Source organism: Propioniciclava flava (assembly GCF_004126535.1).
Classification (GTDB): Bacteria; Actinomycetota; Actinomycetes; order Propionibacteriales; family Propionibacteriaceae; genus Propioniciclava; species Propioniciclava flava.
Genome location: NZ_PPCV01000006.1, coordinates 154,206 through 172,093 on the forward strand (window position 1 = coordinate 154,206; position 17,888 = coordinate 172,093).

Here is a 17,888-nt window from a genome sequence, read left to right on the forward strand (position 1 = left end):
GGATCCGATGACGGATCTTCGATTGCGCCGCCCAGGCGTCGTCGCGGTGCCGCCGTGGGCTAGCAGACTCGATGAACGAGTGCCAGATACGACTGTATCCACGCGCTGGCACTCGTTCAACCCGAGTGCTAATCCTGGCCCCGGATCAATCCCAGATGCCGCCGGTAAGCGCGTCGATACGATCCAAGTCGGCGTGGACGTCGGTCGCATCGAAGGCCGCGAAGGCCCGGCAACGGCGCGCGAGCGCCGACAATGCCTCAGCGTCGGCCTGCCCGCGGGCCATGACCTCACGCACCCGCGGCAGGACCGCCGCCAAGGCAGGATCGTCACGCTCCCCCGCCATCGACTCGAAGCCACCCAGCAACGTGGTCGGGACGCCGAGCAGTTCGGCCAGTGCCTCCATCTCGTCGGCGACGCTCGCCGCGAGCGCAGCGTTGGCGGCCGTCGCGGCCGAGGCGTGCGTCACGCCCTCGCGCAGCGCCACCACCAGGTCCTGAATCGCCGGCTGGGCGTCCTTCGCGCCTGGACCACCGTCCATGAGTTCACTGACGAACCGGCCCACGGTCTCCGACTCCAGCGAGCCCAACGCGATCCCGAAGCGCGTCTTCACCACGCCGGTGCGCAGTTCTGCCAAGCGATCGGCCAGGGTGCGCAGCACGTCGTCCATCTCGGCGGTCATGGACACCCACAAGGTCAGCGACGCCATCACCGGGGAGAACCCGGCCGTGGCGGACGCCGCCGCAGTCAGGTCCGCCGCGGCCTCCTCCGAGGCGGTGATCCCTTCGCGGACCTGATGCCCGCCGGCCACCAGCGCGTCGGCCAGTTCCTGCAGGGTGTCGAGTTGCCCGACCCAACCGGTCAGGGCGCGGCGCACGCGTGCCCCGGCGGCCAACAGCGGCCACCATTCACTCGCGCTATCGGTCCGCGTCGGGTAGCCCACCCCGGCTGCTGCGCGAGCGGTGACCTCGGCGGGCAGCGCCGCCCAAATGAACTCGTCGTAGCTGGGGAACCCCGCCTGAGCGAGAAGAGATGCCAGTTGACCCAACCCGTATTCCGCCGCCGCGTGCGCGCTCAATCCGAGATCTCGCTGCGCGAGTTCCCCAGGCCGCACCGCCGCGTACAGGCTGCGCGCCGCATCCAGCAGGTCGGTGCACAGCGGCCGGAACCGAACCGAGAGGTAGCGCTCCCCCAGCGGGGTGATCGTGGCAAAGACCGTGTAGCAGCTTCCGTCCGCAGCCAGGTTGTCGACGTAGGCGCAGAACGGACGACCAGCGGTCAGGGTGTCCCACATCAGCAAGAAGGCGCCGGCCGGCATCGCCGGGTGCCGAATGATGTTGTGCGGGGCACCGATGAGGCGCTCGCGGGGGTAGCGCGACAACCGGACGAAGACGTCATTGGACTGAAAGATGACGCCCTTGGCGTCGGTTGTGGAGAAGAAGATCTCTTCCGGTCCGACATCATGGTGGGCGCCGGTGGGGGGTGTACGAAATGCGGTCATGAAAAAGGAGTGCCTTTCCCTGAGGATGCTGCGCGGCTGCGAGGGGCCGTGCACGTCACCCTAACGGGGGACGCTCCAAATGCCCCCTCCGGGTGCAGACTACGGCGCGTGCTCCCACCGGTGTCGGCGTGAGCACCAGCGTCGCCGCGGCCCGCCCCGAAGGCTTCAGTCGTTTCCTCAATGCGGCCGGATCAACCTCGAGGCCACGCTTCTTAATCTCGAGCGTGCCAATGCGGTGTTCGCGCACCCACCCGCGCAGAATCCGCTCGTCGAAGGGCAAGACCTCCGACACCGCAAACGCCGAAGCGAAGGGCGTGGGCACCGCGACATCGGCAGACAGGTAGGCGGTGTGCGCATCGACCCGCCACGCACCCAGGGCGAGTGCCAGGTCGTCGACCAGCCCGGCGCGCACCACGGCGCCGTCGGGGTCATAGAGGTAAGCCCCCACTGCCCCGGGCGGCGAGGCAGCCGTCTCACCACCCGACAGTTCCGCACCGTCCACCACCGCCGAGCGGCGACCCGGCGACGCAGAGGGACCCGCGAAGACGGCGCACTCCACCACGGTGCCCTGATCCGACACCCAGGACGCCTCGGCGTCGGCGGGAATCACCCGATGCGGGACACCAGGGCCCAGCTTGAGTGCCGCAGGGCGTCCGCTGGCCAGGACGTCGAGGGCGAAATCCCACGGTGGGCTGAGATCCTCCAGGCGCCACGTGCGGCCCGCCCCTGTACGACGCGCCGGGTCAGCGAACACACCCGCGTCGGGATGGTCTACAAGGAGCGTCGGCCACACCTGCTGCGCCTGCGCCACCAACACCGGGTGACCGAGGTTCGCCTGCGCGAGGAGCGCGGTCACCGGATCCTTCTCCACAGCGACCACCGTCAGCCCAGCATCCTGGAAGGCCAAGGCGTCCGCCCCCAGCCCGCACCCCAGATCGAGGACGGTATCGGCTCCGGCTCGGGCGAACCAGGATGCACGGCGGGCCGCCACGGCGCTCCGGGTGGCCTGCTCGAGCCCATCAGGGGTGAAGAACAACCTGTCTGCCCGCGCGCCGAACTTGGGCCGTGCTCGACGCCGCAACGCGGCCTGCGTCAAGACGGCCGCAGCCTGCTCGGGGGTGACCAGCTTGCGCAGCGCCGTCGCCGCCGCCAGCGAATCGGGGTCGGGTTGCGCTGCCGCCGCGGCCAGGGCCGGGCTCGCGTCGGGGGAAACCAGCCAGCGCGCGGTGGAAAGGTCCACGCTCACCCGACGATGCTGATGACGACGACCCCGTCGGGTGTCCCCTTGCCGCCGAGTTCCCAGGCCCAGTCCGCGACTTGCGCCACCTTCATGGCCAGGCCGTACTTCGCCTCGGTGGCCGCCCTCACCGCCTCGTACTCTTCGCCTTCGGTGACCAGGACGGCCTTCCCTTCGAGGACGGGTTCCTCCCGTAGGTCTTTGCCCGACGGGGTGGCCGCGTGCAGCGACACCACGGCGGACAGGGACAGGCGCTGCGTCCACGGCCCGGACTCGGTCGTCCACAGCCCGATGCGGTCCTCGTCCATGCCGACGACGAAGTTGGTCGATGTCGTCCCTTGCCCGGCGGCGTCGAACGTCGTGACGTTGACCCGGTCGGCGTCCGCCAGCCTCACAGGTTCCCCTGGGGAGCGGGCGGCTCGATCACGGGCTGCTGTGGGGCCGCTCCCGCCGCACCCGTCTCGGGCAGCGAGGCGTGCTGGGCGGCTCCCTTGGCGATCGCGCTGCGCCGTTGGGCGTTGGCCTCATCGAGAGCGTCGCGCCGCACGGCACCGCGGGTCTGCACGGGCAGCCCGATACCCAGCCCGAGCAGCAGGCCACCCGCCAGCGCCAGCCCCGAGACGAGGAAGATGTTGTGCATGGGATCGTTGAACAGGTTGCCGGACTTGTTCGCGTTCGCCGCCGCCAGCAGACGGGCATTGTCCAGGAACACGAGGCTGAGGTAGACGCCTCCGGCCACGAGCGCGGCCACGGCGGCGATCAGCAGCACAGTCTTCACGATCTTCATGGGTGCGAGAGTAGTGACCCATGGCCCCGCGCGGGTAGTTCGTCCGCCGCCTGGCCTGGCGCAACCGCCCCGGTTAGAGTGGGCGCGTACCCAACGAGAGGATTCCCATGCGCGTGCTCGTCACCGGTGGAGCCGGATACATCGGCTCGCACACGACTTTGGCGCTACTGCAGGCGGGACACGATGTCCTGGTCGTCGATGACCTGTCCAACAGCTCTCCAGAGTCGCTTCGGCGCGTCGCCGAACTGGCAGGGCGAGCCCCCGAGTTCGTGCTCGCCAACGTGCGTGACGAGGATGCCCTCGATGGCGCCTTCAGCGCGTTCACCCCGGACGCAGTCATCCACTTCGCGGGGTGGAAGGCCGTGGGTGAGTCGACCCGGATCCCGCTGACCTACTACCGCGAGAACCTCGAATCCACGATCACCTTGCTGGAGGTCATGGCCAAGCACGGGGTGAAGACCATCGTGTTCAGCAGTTCCGCGACGGTCTACGGCGACCTGTCCGAGCCGCCGTTCACCGAGGATGCCCCCACCGGCGCGACGAACCCTTACGGCCAGACCAAGCACATGATCGAGCAGATCCTGACGGACGTCTCCGCAGCCGATCCCGAACTGGCCGTCGCGGTCCTGCGCTACTTCAACCCGATCGGGGCCGACGTCTCGGGCCGCATCGGTGAGGATCCTCGCGGCATCCCGAACAACCTGCTCCCGTTCGTCGCGCAAGTTGCGGCGGGTCGCCGGGATCACCTGACCGTCTTCGGGGACGACTACGACACGGTTGACGGCACCGGGGTGCGCGACTACATCCACGTGGTCGACCTGGCCGCAGGTCATATCACCGCGCTGGAGTATCTCGACGGCCGCAAGGGTTCCTTCGTGTGGAACCTGGGTACAGGGATGCCGATTTCGGTGCTCGAACTGGTCGCCGCCTTCGAGAAGGCCTCCGGCACGACCATCCCCTACGAGATCGCCGCTCGGCGTCCCGGCGATGTGGCCGCCTGCTACGCGGACGTCTCCAAGGCCGCCGAGGAACTCGGCTGGCACGCCACCCGGACGCTGGAGGACGCGTGCGTCGACTCCTACCGATGGCAGTCCACCAACCCCGACGGGTACGCCACCGCCGAGGGCTGAACCTGCAGCTCCTCGAACGCCCCCCCCCTGTCCAGGGTGGGGGCGTTCCTCGTGTGGGAGGCGTCCGCGCTAGAGCACCTGCGAGGTCGGGTCGTCGTCCCCGAAGAGGAGTTCGGGATAGACCGGCTGCCACATGCGGTCGAACACCTGCTGGACCGGGTCGGTGAGCGGCACTCCCGCGACCCCGTCGAGTTCGGCCTGCCGGGCGACGGCGATGGCCACCGTCGCCGACACGCGGCGCAGATCCCGAACGCTCGGCAGCAACGATTGCCCCGGCGTCCGCAGGTGCACCAGCGAGGCGACGGCGCGGGCCGCCGCCGCGATCATGTGATCGGTGACCCGGGACGCACGACACACCGCGACCCCCAGGCCGAGCCCGGGGAACACGAGCGCATTGTTGGCTTGGGCGACGGTGTAGGTGACGCCCTCGTGCGTCACGGGGCCGAACGGCGAGCCGGTCGCGATGAGGGCGCGCCCGTCGGTCCACTCGATGAGTTGGCCGGGTGTCGCCTCCGCCAGCACGGTCGGGTTGGACAGCGGGAAGATCAGGGGGCGATCGACGTGCGCGGCCATGTCGCGGACGACGGCCTCGCTGAAGAGCCCCGGCTGGCCCGAGGTGCCGATCAGCACGGTGGGGTGGACGTTGCGCACGATGTCGGCCAGGCCGATCCGGGCGGGTTCATCGACCGTCCAGCCGTCCGTCTCGGCGACGACACGCGCGTAGGGACGCTGGAAGTCGCGGAACCGCAGGTGCGGATCGTCGGTGACCAGCCCACGGCTCGACGTCGCCCAAAACAGGCTGCGCGCCTCCTCGGGGGTCAGTCCCTCGCTCACCATCAAGTCGACGAGCAGGTCGGCCACACCGATGCCTGCGGTGCCCGCACCGCTGATCACGATACGTTGATCGCGCAACCGCTCCCCCTTGGCGCTGACCCCCGCCATGACGGCTGCGGCCACGACCGCCGCCGTTCCTTGGACGTCATCGTTGAAGGTGCACAACTCGTCGCGGTAGCGGTTGAGGATGCGGTGCGCGTTGCTGGCGCCGAAGTCCTCCCAGTGGACCATCGCGTGCGGGAAGACGGCCTGGGCCGCCTGCACGAAGGCGTCCACGAAGGCGTCGTAGCGCTCCCCTCGGACGCGCGCGTGACGCAACCCCAGGTAGAGGTCGTCGTTGAGGAGTTTGAGGTTGTCGGTGCCGACGTCCAAGACGACCGGCAGCATGCGATCCGGGTCCACCCCGCCCGCTGCCGTGTAGAGCGACTTCTTGCCGATGCAGATGAGGACGCCCCCCACTCCCTGATCCCCGATGCCCAAGATCCCCTCGGAGTCGGTGACGATGAGCATGTCGATGTCGTCTGGGCCTTTGCCGGAGGCACGCAGCGACGCTTCGATCCGGTCGGGGGCGTCGATGGCGAGAAAGACGGCGTTGACCTGTTGGAACCACAGGCTGAATTCCTGGATCGCGTCGCCGATGGTCGGCGTGTACACGATGGGCATGATCTCGTCGAGGTGCTCGCTCAGGAGGCGATAGAACAGCACGGTGTTGCGGTCACGCAGGCCTTGGAGGTAGGCGTACTTCTCCAACGGCGTGGCGGCCCGCAGGAAGCGCGTGTAGGCGCGATGCAGTTGGCCCTCCAGCGGGGTGACACGCTCGGGCAGCAGCCCTTCCAAACCGAGTTGGACACGCTCGTCGTGAGTGAAGGCCGTCCCGCGATTGAGCCGTGGCACGCGCAGGATGTAGCTCCCGTGGATGTTGACTCGGATGCGGGCTCCGTGGTCACCGGGTAGGACGTCATAGGGCCGCTTTGCCATGGCCGTCAGCTTAGCGACGTCAACCTCGGTCCACGTTACCGCCTGCAGCCATCGGGCAACAGCGTTACAATGCCCGCTCGATGGAGACCTGCCAGTCGGCCGGAACGCCGTCCACGTACGGCATGACACCGGCAAACGACGTCACCGCCGGGTCGAACACCAGCCCCAGCCAGGCCTCATCTCCCTTGGGCAGCGGCAGGATGCCGAGTTCGGTGCGGGGAACCCAGTGCAAGGTCCCTTCTTCGTTGGCGGCGGGTGGCTCTCCGGTGAACTCATCCACGACGTACACGAACCCGAACCAGTCCTCACCCGGACCCCCCAGCACCGGCCAGCTCACGGTGCCACGCAGGCGCATCGACGTCACCTCGATCCCGGCCTCCTCGCGCAGTTCGCGCCGCATCGCACTCGCCACGTCCTCACCGGCCTCGACCTTGCCGCCCAAGCCGTTGAACAGGCCGAACTGGTCATCGGCAGTACGGGCGGTGCGATGGACGAGCAGCACCGCGTCACCGCGCAGGACGTACGCGAGGACACCCAACGTCGGCCGGAACCCGGGCGCACCCATGTCAGCCTCGCAGCGCCGTCGAAGGCGGTTCGGGGACAGGAGGGAGTTCCTCCCCCGCCCGCAGCGCGGCCTCCTCCTGCGCCCGCTCCCGCCGGGACGGAATCTGCGTCACGAGGATGCCTGCCATCATCAGCCCGGCGCCGAGCAGCCCGCGCCCGGTGAGCCGCTCCCCCAGGAACAGGGCCCCACCCAGCGCACCAAAGACAGCCTCCAAGGCCATGATCATGGCGGCCACCGAGGCTCGGGCGTGACGCATCCCGATCACCTGCAGCGTGTACCCGATCCCCGTGGAGACGAGCCCGGCGAACACGACCGCACCCACCGCGTCCCCCAGCCCGGCGAAGGGGCGCGACTCGGCGATGGGTGCCGCTCCCGTGGCCAGCACCGCCGCGACGACGAACTGCAGGATCGAGAGACGCAACGGGTCCGTCGCCGAGGAGGCCCGCCCCACCGTGAGGATGTGAAAGGCCCAGACCACGGCGCCCATCAGGCACAACAGGTCCCCGGGCCCCATCCCCGTGCCCGTCCACGTCAACAGGAACAATCCCGGGACGGCGAGCGCGATCCCCGCCCAGGTCGCCACCGGGGTCGCGTGGCCGAAGAATCGCCCCGCAAGGGGAACGAGGACCATGTAGAGCCCGGTCACGAAGGCCGCGTTGCCCGCCGTGGTCTGTTCGATGCCCAGTTGCTGCAAGGCCGATCCGGCAAACAGCAGGACGCCGATCACCAGACCGGGCCTCACTGCCCTGGCCCAGGCCTGGCAACGCGCGGCTGCGTCGCGGTTGTCCCGACGATCGATCAGCCATACCAGCGGCAGCAGGGCGGCCGCTCCCAGGTAATTGCGGGCGGCGATGAACGTGTAGGCGCCGACCACATCCGCGCCGAGGCGTTGCGCAACGAAGGCGAACCCCCAGATCGCCGCACAGGCCAGCAGCAGCAGATGGGAGCGCGACGCAGCGCTCACACGAGCACCGTGGACACCGGCAACCCAGAGTTGGCGCCGATGTCGAGGGAACTGGGCCGGCGTCCGCGGCGTACCACTTCCACACCAAGCGCGCCGATCATGGCCCCATTGTCGGTGCACAGCCCCGGGCGCGGGCGGCGCACCGTCACCCCGGCCGCGTCCGCGCGCTCAGCCAGCAAGCCACGCAACCGGCTGTTGGCCGCGACCCCGCCGCCCAGCACGAGGGTGTCGAGCCCGAAGTGGGTGCACATGTCCATCGCCTTGGCGGTCAGGACGTCCACGACGGCTTCTTGGAAGGACGCCGACACGTCCGCCACGGGGACAGGACGCCCCGCAAGCCGCTCGGTTTCGACCCAGCGCGACACGGCTGTCTTCAGGCCGGAGAAGGAGAAATCGAAGCGGTGTGCTTCCAGGTCGCGCCGCGACGTCAGCCCGCGCGGGAACCGGATGGCCTTCGGATCGCCGTCCGCCGCGGCAGCGTCGATGACGGGCCCCCCGGGGTAGCCCATGCCGAGCAGGCGCGACACCTTGTCGTAGGCCTCTCCCGCGGCGTCATCGATGGTGGAGCCCACCTCGGTGATCTGGGAGGTGATGTCGTCGACGACCAGCAAGGACGTATGCCCGCCGGACACCAGCAATGCCCCGAACCGTTCGGGCAGCGGACCATGATCGAGCAGGTCGACGGCGACGTGACCGACTAGGTGGTTGAGCCCGTACAGCGGCTTGTTGAGGGCCAGGGCGATGGCCTTGGCCGCTGACAAACCGACCACCAGGGCACCCATCAGGCCGGGGCCTGCGGTGACGGCAACCCCGTCGATCTCGCTCAAATCCACATCGGCGGTCTGCGTGGCGCGCCGCAGCGCGGGCACGATGGCCTGGAGGTGGGCACGAGAGGCGACTTCGGGCACCACCCCGCCGAAGCGGACGTGCTGCTCGACCGAACTGGCGACCTCATTGGCCAGCAGCTCACGCCCCCGGACGATCGCCACCCCCGTCTCGTCGCAGCTCGATTCGACGCCGATGACCAGCGGCTCGCTCATGCTTGTTCCCCCAGCGGTAGTGCCATGACCAGGGCGTCGCGCCCCGGCCCGTAGTAGTTCGCGCGTCGCGCCAGCGTCACGAATCCGATCTGCTGATACAGCGCCAGGGCGGGCTCGTTGCCGTCCTCCACTTCGAGCATCATCTGCGTCGCCCCCTGTTCCTCAGCCCACGCCAGGCCCCCCAGCAGCAGGCGCAACGCCACACCGCCGCGCCGGGCCGCGGGAGCGACGATGACGCGGTTGAGATCACACGTCTCCCCCGCCACGCTGAACGCTGCGACGCCCAGGGGAACCGACTCCCCGTCGCCCTCCACCAGGACCTGCGCACGGTGCGAGGTCATCTCCTGGGTCCAGGCGTCGAGGCTCCACCGCCCGGTGGGGAAACTCTCCTCCAGGGCGGCGATGTGGGGGGCGTCGGCCAACCGTGCCAGCCGGGGGCTCATCGCGTCCTGCTCACAGAGGAACGGGTGCGAGGCAACGTCGACTTCACCTGATGGGAAACTTCGGCGTCGGGACGCCGCAAGTACAGGGGCTCCAGGCCTGCGTCCGGCAGGGACGAGGCGGCCAGGTAGGCCGCCGACAGCCGGGCAGGGCCCGTCGGCTCGCCGACCAGCGCGGCCCCCGGGCCTGCGAGCGGCAACGCGGGCAGGGTACTCGGTGCGCCGACGTGTGGCCCTTCCAGGCGTTGCCCCGAAGCGTCGTAGCGGGCCCAATAGACCTCGCGGCGGCGCGCGTCGGAGACGACGAGGAACTCCGCCGGGGCACCCTCGTTGGCCCACTGGGCCGCGACCGCGTCCAGGCTGCACACCCCGTGGACCGGGATCCCGATGACTTCCGCGAGCGTCATGCCCGTCGCTACTCCGACGCGCAGGCCCGTGAACGGTCCCGGTCCCACCCCGACGACCACGTCGGTCAGGTCACCGGGCGCGATGCCCGACTCGGTCAGGAGCCGCTGCACCAAGGGAGCCAGTTGTTCCGCGTGGGCTCGCGCATCATCGACGGTGCCCGTCGCGGCCACTTGCCCGTCGTGCATCACGGCTGCCTCGACCACCGTCGAGGTGTCCAGCGCCAGCGTCCAGCTCATCAGTCCTCCTTGAGTGCGGCGGCGACCGCGGCACGATCCCAGCGGTCCCCCAGCGGGGTCACGCTGACCCAGCGCGTGTCGTCGTCGGGGTCGGTCCCGCGATGGATGTCCAGTTCAATGCGATCGGTCGTGAGCGCCTCCGCGACCCCGCTGCCCCACTCCACGAGGGTGACCGCCTCCCCCAGGGAGGCCTCCAGGTCGAGGTCTTCCAACTCAGCGAAGCTGCCCAGCCGGTAGGCGTCCACGTGCACAAGGTCAGGACCGCCGTTGCGGGAGCGGTGGATCCGCGACAGCACGAACGTCGGAGAGATGACGGGGCCATCCACGTTGAGGCCCGCTCCCAGCCCCTGCGTGAACGTGGTCTTGCCGGCACCGAGTTCACCGGAGGCAACGATGAGATCGCCCGGGTTCAGCACGTGGGCTAGGCGGCGGCCCAACTCGCGCATCGCGTCGGCGTCGGGGGCCTCCACGACCACGGGAAGCGGTCGCCGCAGGAGCACGTGCGCGTCGCGGACGGCTTCCTCGCGGAATCCGACGCCCTGCCAGCCCGCTACGAGTTCGGGGTGATCGAGGCGGACGAGCATCACGATCTCCGTGTCTCCCAGCGCGACGCGATGTTCGGCGATCACCTCCAGCAAGAACGTGGCCACGCCTCGGCCGCGGGCGGCAGGGATGACGCCAATGCGGCTCAGCAGCGGACGCCCATCCAGCGAGGTCAGCGTCGCGGTGCCGACCGGCACCCCGTCGATCTCGGCCAGATAGCCCGTCCCGGCCGCAAGCCGGTCGGCAACCAGGGCACCATCATCGGCCAGCGCCTCCGCCGGAGGGCCGACCACAGGACGCGCCGCGAAGGCCTCGTGGATGAGCGCAAGGATGGTGGCCGCGTCGTCGGGGTCGGCGATACGGACCGTCAGTTCGCGGCGATCTGGCAGCCGCGCGGCGGCAAGTTCTGATTCTGGGCGCGTCATGGTGTGCCTGTTCTTCTATTGGGGGTGGGGTGCCGAAGCCCGCACGAGTTTACTCGTCTGGTCCCCGAGGTGGCCTGAGGCGCCCCCGTTCAGCCCTCGATGACCACCATCGCGACCGCCACGCCCGCGTCGTGGCTGATCGAGACGTGCAGTCGTGACACTCCCAGATCGTCGACCCGTTCGGCGACACTCCCGGTGACGACAAGGTCGGGGCGCCCGGTCTCGTCGCTGAGGACCTCGCAGTCGCTCCACCGCAACCCGGCCGGGGCGCCGAGCGCCTTGGCGAGGGCCTCCTTCGCGGCGAAACGCCCGGCGAGGGTTTGGTCGCTTCCCTCTTGCTCAGCCACGCTGAGCACGCGGTCGGTGAAACCCGGGCGTGCCCGCGCCGCGGTGATGCGCGTGATCGAGCACACGTCGACCCCGATGCCCAGGATCACTCGACCGTGACCGACTTGGCGAGGTTGCGCGGCTGGTCGACGTCGTGGCCCAGCAAGGTGGCCACCTCGCAGGCGAAGATCTGCAAGGGCACGGTGGCCAGGAGCGGCTGGAGCAGGGTCGAGGCCCGGGGCAGGCTGATCAGCCTGTCCGCGTAGGGCCGGACCTCCTCGTCCCCCTCCTCGGCCAGCACGATGGTGTGTGCGCCGCGTGCCCGCACCTCCTGGATGTTGGAGATCACCTTGTCGTGCAGTTGATCGCGCCCCTGCGGGGGAACGACGACGAACACGGGGATTCCCTCCTCGACCAGGGCGATCGGCCCGTGCTTGAGTTCCCCGGCAGGGAAGCCCTCAGCGTGAAGATAGGCGATCTCCTTGAGCTTCAACGCGCCCTCCAGTGCCACCGGGTATCCCGCATGGCGCCCCAGGAACAGCACCGATTCCGTCTGATGCAGATCGCGAGCCAACGCCAACAAGGCGTCGGTGCCGTCGAGAACCTCCTGGATCTTGGCGGGCATGGTCTCCATCTCGGCCATGACGGTGGCGACCTCGTCGCCGAACTTGGTCCCCCGCTCCTGAGCGAGGAACAGCCCCAGCAGGTAGCAGGCGGTGACTTGGGTCAAGAAGCCCTTGGTGGACGCCACCCCGATCTCGGGGCCAGCGTGGGTGTAGATGACGGCGTCGGACTCCCGCGGGATCGTCGAGCCGTTGGTATTGCAGATGGCGATGACCTTCGCGCCCTGCTCGCGGGCGTAGCGCACCGCCATGAGCGTGTCGGCGGTCTCGCCGGACTGGGAGATCGTCACCACCAAGGTGCGCGAGGTGACGATGGGATCGCGGTAACGGAACTCCGAGGCGATCTCCACCTCGCAGGGGATCCGCGTCCAGTGCTCGATGGCGTACTTGGCGACCAGGCCCGCGTAATAAGCGGTGCCACACGCGACAATGACGACCTTGTCGATCGTGCGAAGTTCGCTGGCCGAGATGCGGATCTCGTCCAAGGTGAGGCGGCGATCAGAGTCGAAGCGCCCCAGCAGCGTGTCGGCGACCGCTTGGGGTTGCTCGTAGATCTCCTTGCGCATGAACCAGTCGTAGCCGCCCTTTTCGGCCGCCGAGAGATCCCAATCGACGTGATAGGGGCGCCCCTCCACCGGGTTCCCTTCGAAATCGGTGACCTTCCAACTCGATGCGGTCACCTCGACGACGACGTCTTGGCCCATCTCGACGGCTTCACGCGTGAACTCGATGAAGGCGGCCACATCGGAGGCGATGAACATCTCGGCCTCGCCCACGCCCAGGACCAGCGGGCTATTGCGCCGGGCTGCGACGAGCAGATCCGGATCGTGGGCGTCCATCGCCACGATGGTGAACGTGCCTTCCAGGCGTCGGCTGATCGTCCGCATGGCCTCGGCCAGACCGGCGCCCGCACCGACCTCGCGGGCGATGAGTTGCGCGGCCACCTCCGAGTCCGTTTGCGAGGTGAAAGCGATGCCTGAGGACTCCAACTCGGCCCGCAGGCTGGCGAAGTTCTCGATGATCCCGTTGTGGATGAGCGCGATCCGCCCGTCCGAGGACACGTGCGGGTGAGCGTTTGTGTCGGTCGGGGCCCCGTGGGTAGCCCAGCGCGTGTGCCCGATACCCAGATGTGCGACAGGAACGGGATGCTGAGCGAGTTCAGCTTCGAGGTTGCTCAGCTTGCCCGCCTTCTTGCGCCACTCCAGCCCGTCCTCGGTCCACACGGCGATACCGGCGGAGTCGTAGCCGCGGTATTCCATGCGACGCAACGCGTCGACCAGGACGTTCTGCGCATGTCGCGGTCCGGCATACCCGATAATTCCACACATGGGTTTTAGGGTACCAACCGATGCCAGCGCGCAGCGCAGCGAACTGGACGCCGACACAGTCGACGAATACGGGCCGTATGTGCTGGCTGGCCGCAAAGTGTGGGCCGACCTGGCGCAGCAGATGCCGGTGGCGTTGACTGAGGAGACGCTTGAGCGCGTCCGTTCGCGCCTCGACACCATCGACCTCGCGCAAGTGCGTGAGGTGTATCTGCCCTTGACCGAACTCATTCGCATGTATGTGGAGTACACCGGGCACCTGTATCGCAGCACGCATGACTTCCTCGAAGTCTCCGAGCGCCGGACCCCGTTCGTCATCGGCGTCGCAGGGTCGGTCGCCGTCGGAAAGTCCACCTCCAGCCGTCTCCTGGTCGAACTCCTCTCCCAACTCCCGGGACACCCCCGCGTGGATCTGGTCACGACCGATGGGTTCCTGTTCCCGAACGCCGAACTACTCGCCCGCGGGCTGATGGAGCGCAAGGGCTTCCCCGAGAGCTATGACCGGCAAAAGCTGTTGAAGTTCGTCATGGACGTCAAGTCGGGGGCACCCATGGTGCAGGCCCCCGCCTACAGCCACCTCGTCTACGACATCGTGCCGCACGAACGCATCGTGGTGCGGCACCCCGACATCCTGATCATCGAGGGGCTCAACGTCCTCCAACCGGCGCGCATCCGCACGGATGGCTCCACGTCGTTGGCCGTCAGCGACTTTTTCGACTTCTCGGTCTATGTCGATGCCGCCGAGGAGAACCTGCGCGCCTGGTACGTGGAGCGATTGATGCGGCTCCGCGAGACGGCCTTCCAGGATCCCCGCAGCTACTTCGCGCCCGTCGCCGCCATGAGCGAAGAGGAGGCGCGCGCCTACGGCGGCCATATCTGGGACACCATCAACGGACCGAACCTGCGCGAGAACATCCTTCCGACCCGCGGGCGTGCCACAGCGATTCTGCGCAAGAACGCGGAACATGCGATCGAGTGGATCAGGATCCGAAAGGTCTGACCGGCGTCGGACCCCCTACAAGCTGAGGCGGTCTTTCACGACGGCGGCGAGTCGTTCGGCCACGCTTTGTGCGCGCTCGGTCGTTTCGGCCTCCACCATGACGCGCACCAGGGGCTCGGTGCCCGACGGGCGCAGCAAGACCCGTCCAGCCGTGCCGAGTTCCCGGGACGCGGCGGTCACCGCCGAAGTCACGCCAGGGTCGATCCCGGCTCGCGCCTTGTTGACGCCGGGCACGTTGATCATGACCTGCGGCAGCCGCGTCATGACCGATCCGAGCTCCGCAAGGGTTTGGCCGGTCGCCGCCACCTGCGCGGCGACATGGAGGGCAGTGAGGACGCCGTCCCCGGTGGTCGCGAACTCGCTCATGATGACGTGACCGGACTGCTCGCCCCCGAGGGCGAACCCGTTGGCGTTCATCGACTCCAAAACGTAGCGGTCCCCCACCTTGGTCTGATCGACGCGGATGCCGTGGGCGGTCATGGCCTGCAGGAACCCCAGATTGCTCATCACGGTGGCCACGACCGTGTCCACATGCAACTGGCCGACGCTCTTCATCGCGAGCGCCAAGATGGCCAGGATCTGATCACCGTCGATCAACTCGCCGCGGGCGTCCACCGCCAGGCAGCGGTCGGCGTCCCCATCGAAGGCGAACCCGACGTGCGCGCCGTGCTCGACGACCGCGAGCTGGAGGTCACCCATGTGCGTGGAGCCGCTGTTCTCATTGATGTTGAGGCCGGTGGGCTCGGCATGGATGGTGACGACCGTTGCCCCGCTCGCCACGAAGGCCGCCGGGGCGGTGTGGAAGGCGGCCCCGTTGGCGCAGTCCAGGACGACCGTGAGCCCGCTCAGGCTGCGCTCAGCGCTCAGGGATCCCACCAGGTGAGCGATGTAGTCCTCGACGGCTTCGGGGCGGTCCACGACCCGGCCGACGTCGGCCCCGGTGGGACGCGCCCACTCCGCTCCCAAGCGGGCCTCAATGAGGTCTTCAAGATCGTCGTCGAGCTTGACGCCACCGCGGGCGAAGAACTTGATCCCGTTGTCGGGCATCGGATTGTGGCTGGCCGACAACATGACGCCCAGGTCGGCGTCGAGGTAGTTGACCAGGAACGCTGCCGCGGGCGTCGGGACGACCCCGACGCGGATGACGTCGACGCCTGCGGAAGCCAGACCGGCCACCACGGCCGCCTCAAGGAATTCGCCTGAAGCACGGGGATCACGCGCAACGAGAGCCACCGGACGGTGACCCTCGAACTGCCCGGTCTCACCGAGCACGTGCGCCGCCGCCACCGAGAGCTCGAGAGCGAGCTCTGCGGTGAGGTCGACGTTCGCCCTGCCCCGGACCCCATCTGTACCGAAGATCCGTGGCATGAGCGTCAGCGCTTGCTGTACTGCGGAGCCTTGCGGGCCTTCTTCAGACCAGCCTTCTTACGCTCCTTGACCCGCGCGTCGCGGGTGAGCAGCCCGGCCTTCTTCAGGGAAGGACGGCTCGCTTCGGCGTCGATAGCGTTCAGCGCACGGGCGATGCCCAGGCGCAGCGCGCCAGCCTGGCCGGTGACCCCACCGCCGATGATCTTGGCGATCACGTCGTAGGAGCCCTCGACGGCCGCAGAGACGAACGGCTCGTTGATGGTCTGCTGGTGCAGCTTGTTGGGGAAGTACTCCTCCAACGTGCGGCCGTTGATCTTGAACTCACCGCTGCCCGGAACGAGGCGAACGCGGGCGATGGCCTCCTTGCGGCGACCGGTCGCAGCACCGGGAGCGACCACAGCGGGACGCACGCCGGGCGTCGCGGACGAGGGCGTGCCCTCGGCGCGGTACATGATCTCGCGGTTCTCCCCGTCGGTGAACGTCGCGGTCTCGTCGAGGATTTCTTCGGTGGCGTTGTCGGTCACGTTACTTCCCTGTCGTGTCACTGAGCGATCTTGGTGATCTCGTACGCCTGCGGCTGCTGCGCGGCGTGGGGGTGCTCAGGGCCCGCGTAGACCTTGAGCTTCTTGAGCTGCTGACGGCTCAGCTTGTTCTTGGGCAGCATGCCCCACACGGCACGCTCGACAGCCTGACGCGGGTCGGTGGCGAGCAGTTCCCCGTACGGGACCGACTTCAAACCACCGGGGCGACCGGAGTGCCGGTAGGCCATCTTCGTGGTGGCCTTGTTACCGGACAAGGCGACCTTGCTGGCGTTGACGATGACGACAAAGTCGCCAGTGTCGACGTGCGGCGCGTAGGTGGCCTTGTGCTTGCCGCGGAGCAGCGTCGCAACGGACGCGGCAAGGCGACCCAGCACGACGTCGGAGGCATCAATCACATGCCAGTTCCTGGTGACCTCGCCAGGCTTAGGGCTGTACGTAGACACGGACGACCAATCTTCCATCGATGAGCAGCGAAACTTGCAGACGCCGGGCACCCGCGGAGGGTACGCACCAGCGCAACAGCGATTAACCCTACCGCGCGACGTCGTCGCGGCCAAATCACGTGGACACTGAGGCGGCCAACCGGCCGGTCTCCACCCCTGAGCGCCACGCACACACCCGCAGATGAGCACAGCACATACCCGCGGATGAGCACAGCACGACAGGATGCCCGCGGTCCGGGCGCCACTGTGCATTGTCGTTGGCACGGGCGATGCGCCCATAGCCGCTTCGCGGGCGCCACCGAGAATGTGACGTTGAGCATCAACGGAGTCGATCTCCCGGCCAGCGAGGTGGCCGCGAGCACCGAGATCGGGGCTTTCCTCCAAGGCAAGGGCGTGCGTCCCTACGATGGCCCGCTTACCGTCACTGCCACCTGGATCGATCCGCTCGACCACTCCAACACGAGTGGCCCCGTGCCGGTTTCGGTTACCGGTGCGCTTGTTGACCCGGCTGGCCTGTCGTGCAACGCGACTCCTTCGCCGACGCCGACGCCTACGGCTGAGCCCACGGCAACCCCCACTCCCTCGGGTGAGCCCACGGCGACCCCCACCCCCACGGGCGCAACGCCTTCAGCGGGACCGACCACGCGTCCTTCGCCGCGTCCGAGTTCCTCGGCGACTCCCGGTGTGGCGTCTCCCAGCACCTCGGCTACTCCCGGTTCGGGCACGCTGGCCTGGACGGGCGGCACGATGAGTGGGGTCCTCGTCCCCGTGGGGGCCGTACTGATTCTGCTCGGCAGCCTGTTGGTCGTGGCGAGGATGCGTCGCCAGCAGGACTAAACGGTCGCCAGCAGGACTAAACGACTGACACTCACAGGTGGGGGCCGGGGCACGCGTGCGTGACCCGGCCCCCACCTGTGAGTTTTGTCCGCCTCGGTTCTTGGCGTCCTCCCGATCATGTCGCCCCTGCCCCACTCACCAGGGAGCCCGCGACGCGCTCACGGAGACGCAGGATCATCACCTGAACCGGCGCTCAACCCCGCTCCGGAATTCACACGCCCACGACGACTCACCCTCGCACGACGAACACCAGCGCACGGCTGGGTTCATCACCCGTGCACGGGTATGCCGAAAGCGGTGGGCGACCATCTCACCGACGGTTGAGTCCGGCGCTCATC

General features: G+C 68.4%; 19 protein-coding genes. 3 read left to right on the forward strand and 16 right to left on the reverse strand.

What is annotated here, in order from left to right:
• Nucleotides 1-145 precede the first annotated feature (145 nt).
• The 4 genes from C1706_RS09985 to C1706_RS10000 are packed head-to-tail and all read right to left on the reverse strand — an operon-like array spanning nt 146 to nt 3,522.
• Nucleotides 146-1,498, reverse strand: a complete 1,353-nt coding sequence (locus C1706_RS09985) for a histidine kinase (RefSeq protein WP_129459085.1) — start codon at nt 1,496-1,498, stop codon at nt 146-148.
• Nucleotides 1,499-1,553: 55 nt separating this feature from the next.
• A complete protein-coding gene (locus C1706_RS09990) occupies nt 1,554-2,744 on the reverse strand; it encodes a THUMP-like domain-containing protein (RefSeq protein WP_241653524.1) in 1,191 nt (396 codons plus the stop codon).
• On the reverse strand, nt 2,741-3,130 hold the full coding sequence (locus tag C1706_RS09995; protein WP_129459086.1) for a hypothetical protein: 390 nt from the start codon (nt 3,128-3,130) through the stop codon (nt 2,741-2,743). The genes C1706_RS09990 and C1706_RS09995 overlap by 4 nt, the downstream gene beginning before the upstream one ends.
• Nucleotides 3,127-3,522, reverse strand: coding sequence for a hypothetical protein (locus C1706_RS10000; RefSeq protein ID WP_129459087.1), 396 nt, complete (start codon nt 3,520-3,522; stop codon nt 3,127-3,129). The genes C1706_RS09995 and C1706_RS10000 overlap by 4 nt, the downstream gene beginning before the upstream one ends.
• A gap of 107 nt (nt 3,523-3,629) precedes the next feature.
• Here C1706_RS10000 and galE point away from each other — a divergent pair, with 107 nt between their 5' ends.
• Nucleotides 3,630-4,652, forward strand: coding sequence for a UDP-glucose 4-epimerase GalE (gene galE, locus C1706_RS10005; RefSeq protein WP_129459088.1), 1,023 nt, complete (start codon nt 3,630-3,632; stop codon nt 4,650-4,652).
• Nucleotides 4,653-4,721: 69 nt separating this feature from the next.
• Here the strand turns inward: galE and maeA are convergent, their stop codons facing one another.
• From maeA to glmS, 9 genes are all read right to left on the reverse strand, one after another.
• Nucleotides 4,722-6,464 (reverse strand): NAD-dependent malic enzyme, encoded by a 1,743-nt coding sequence (gene maeA / locus C1706_RS10010; protein WP_129459089.1) that lies wholly within the window; start codon nt 6,462-6,464, stop codon nt 4,722-4,724.
• Between the two features lie 64 nt (nt 6,465-6,528).
• Nucleotides 6,529-7,029 carry an NUDIX hydrolase gene (locus tag C1706_RS10015; RefSeq protein ID WP_129459090.1) on the reverse strand — a complete coding sequence of 167 codons (501 nt, stop codon included), beginning with the start codon at nt 7,027-7,029 and terminating at the stop codon, nt 6,529-6,531.
• A 1-nt stretch (nt 7,030) separates the two neighbouring features.
• Nucleotides 7,031-7,993, reverse strand: a complete 963-nt coding sequence (locus C1706_RS10020) for a DMT family transporter (protein WP_129459091.1) — start codon at nt 7,991-7,993, stop codon at nt 7,031-7,033.
• Nucleotides 7,990-9,033, reverse strand: coding sequence for a tRNA (adenosine(37)-N6)-threonylcarbamoyltransferase complex transferase subunit TsaD (gene tsaD, locus C1706_RS10025; protein ID WP_129459092.1), 1,044 nt, complete (start codon nt 9,031-9,033; stop codon nt 7,990-7,992). Before tsaD ends, C1706_RS10020 begins: the two co-directional genes overlap by 4 nt.
• On the reverse strand, nt 9,030-9,476 hold the full coding sequence (locus C1706_RS10030) for a GNAT family N-acetyltransferase (RefSeq protein ID WP_129459093.1): 447 nt from the start codon (nt 9,474-9,476) through the stop codon (nt 9,030-9,032). Before C1706_RS10030 ends, tsaD begins: the two co-directional genes overlap by 4 nt.
• On the reverse strand, nt 9,473-10,120 hold the full coding sequence (gene tsaB, locus C1706_RS10035; RefSeq protein ID WP_431830700.1) for a tRNA (adenosine(37)-N6)-threonylcarbamoyltransferase complex dimerization subunit type 1 TsaB: 648 nt from the start codon (nt 10,118-10,120) through the stop codon (nt 9,473-9,475). The genes C1706_RS10030 and tsaB overlap by 4 nt, the downstream gene beginning before the upstream one ends.
• Nucleotides 10,117-11,085 carry a tRNA (adenosine(37)-N6)-threonylcarbamoyltransferase complex ATPase subunit type 1 TsaE gene (gene tsaE / locus C1706_RS14840; protein WP_164987515.1) on the reverse strand — a complete coding sequence of 323 codons (969 nt, stop codon included), beginning with the start codon at nt 11,083-11,085 and terminating at the stop codon, nt 10,117-10,119. The genes tsaB and tsaE overlap by 4 nt, the downstream gene beginning before the upstream one ends.
• Before the next feature lie 89 nt (nt 11,086-11,174).
• A complete protein-coding gene (locus C1706_RS10045; protein ID WP_129459095.1) occupies nt 11,175-11,522 on the reverse strand; it encodes a holo-ACP synthase in 348 nt (115 codons plus the stop codon).
• Nucleotides 11,519-13,363, reverse strand: coding sequence for a glutamine--fructose-6-phosphate transaminase (isomerizing) (gene glmS, locus C1706_RS10050; RefSeq protein ID WP_129459096.1), 1,845 nt, complete (start codon nt 13,361-13,363; stop codon nt 11,519-11,521). The genes C1706_RS10045 and glmS overlap by 4 nt, the downstream gene beginning before the upstream one ends.
• Between glmS and coaA the strand changes: the two genes are divergently transcribed.
• A complete protein-coding gene (coaA, locus tag C1706_RS10055; RefSeq protein ID WP_129459097.1) occupies nt 13,362-14,360 on the forward strand; it encodes a type I pantothenate kinase in 999 nt (332 codons plus the stop codon). The genes glmS and coaA overlap by 2 nt on opposite strands.
• Before the next feature lie 15 nt (nt 14,361-14,375).
• Here coaA and glmM read toward each other — a convergent pair whose 3' ends face one another.
• From glmM to rplM, 3 genes are read right to left on the reverse strand one after another with little or no spacing between them, the layout of a single operon-like run.
• A complete protein-coding gene (gene glmM, locus C1706_RS10060) occupies nt 14,376-15,728 on the reverse strand; it encodes a phosphoglucosamine mutase (RefSeq protein ID WP_129459098.1) in 1,353 nt (450 codons plus the stop codon).
• Between the two features lie 5 nt (nt 15,729-15,733).
• On the reverse strand, nt 15,734-16,252 hold the full coding sequence (gene rpsI / locus C1706_RS10065; RefSeq protein ID WP_129459099.1) for a 30S ribosomal protein S9: 519 nt from the start codon (nt 16,250-16,252) through the stop codon (nt 15,734-15,736).
• A 17-nt stretch (nt 16,253-16,269) separates the two neighbouring features.
• Nucleotides 16,270-16,713 (reverse strand): 50S ribosomal protein L13, encoded by a 444-nt coding sequence (gene rplM, locus C1706_RS10070; RefSeq protein ID WP_129459100.1) that lies wholly within the window; start codon nt 16,711-16,713, stop codon nt 16,270-16,272.
• A 312-nt stretch (nt 16,714-17,025) separates the two neighbouring features.
• On the opposite strand from rplM, the gene C1706_RS10075 reads away from it, so the two are divergent.
• Nucleotides 17,026-17,550 carry a hypothetical protein gene (locus tag C1706_RS10075; RefSeq protein WP_129459101.1) on the forward strand — a complete coding sequence of 175 codons (525 nt, stop codon included), beginning with the start codon at nt 17,026-17,028 and terminating at the stop codon, nt 17,548-17,550.
• Nucleotides 17,551-17,888 lie beyond the last annotated feature (338 nt).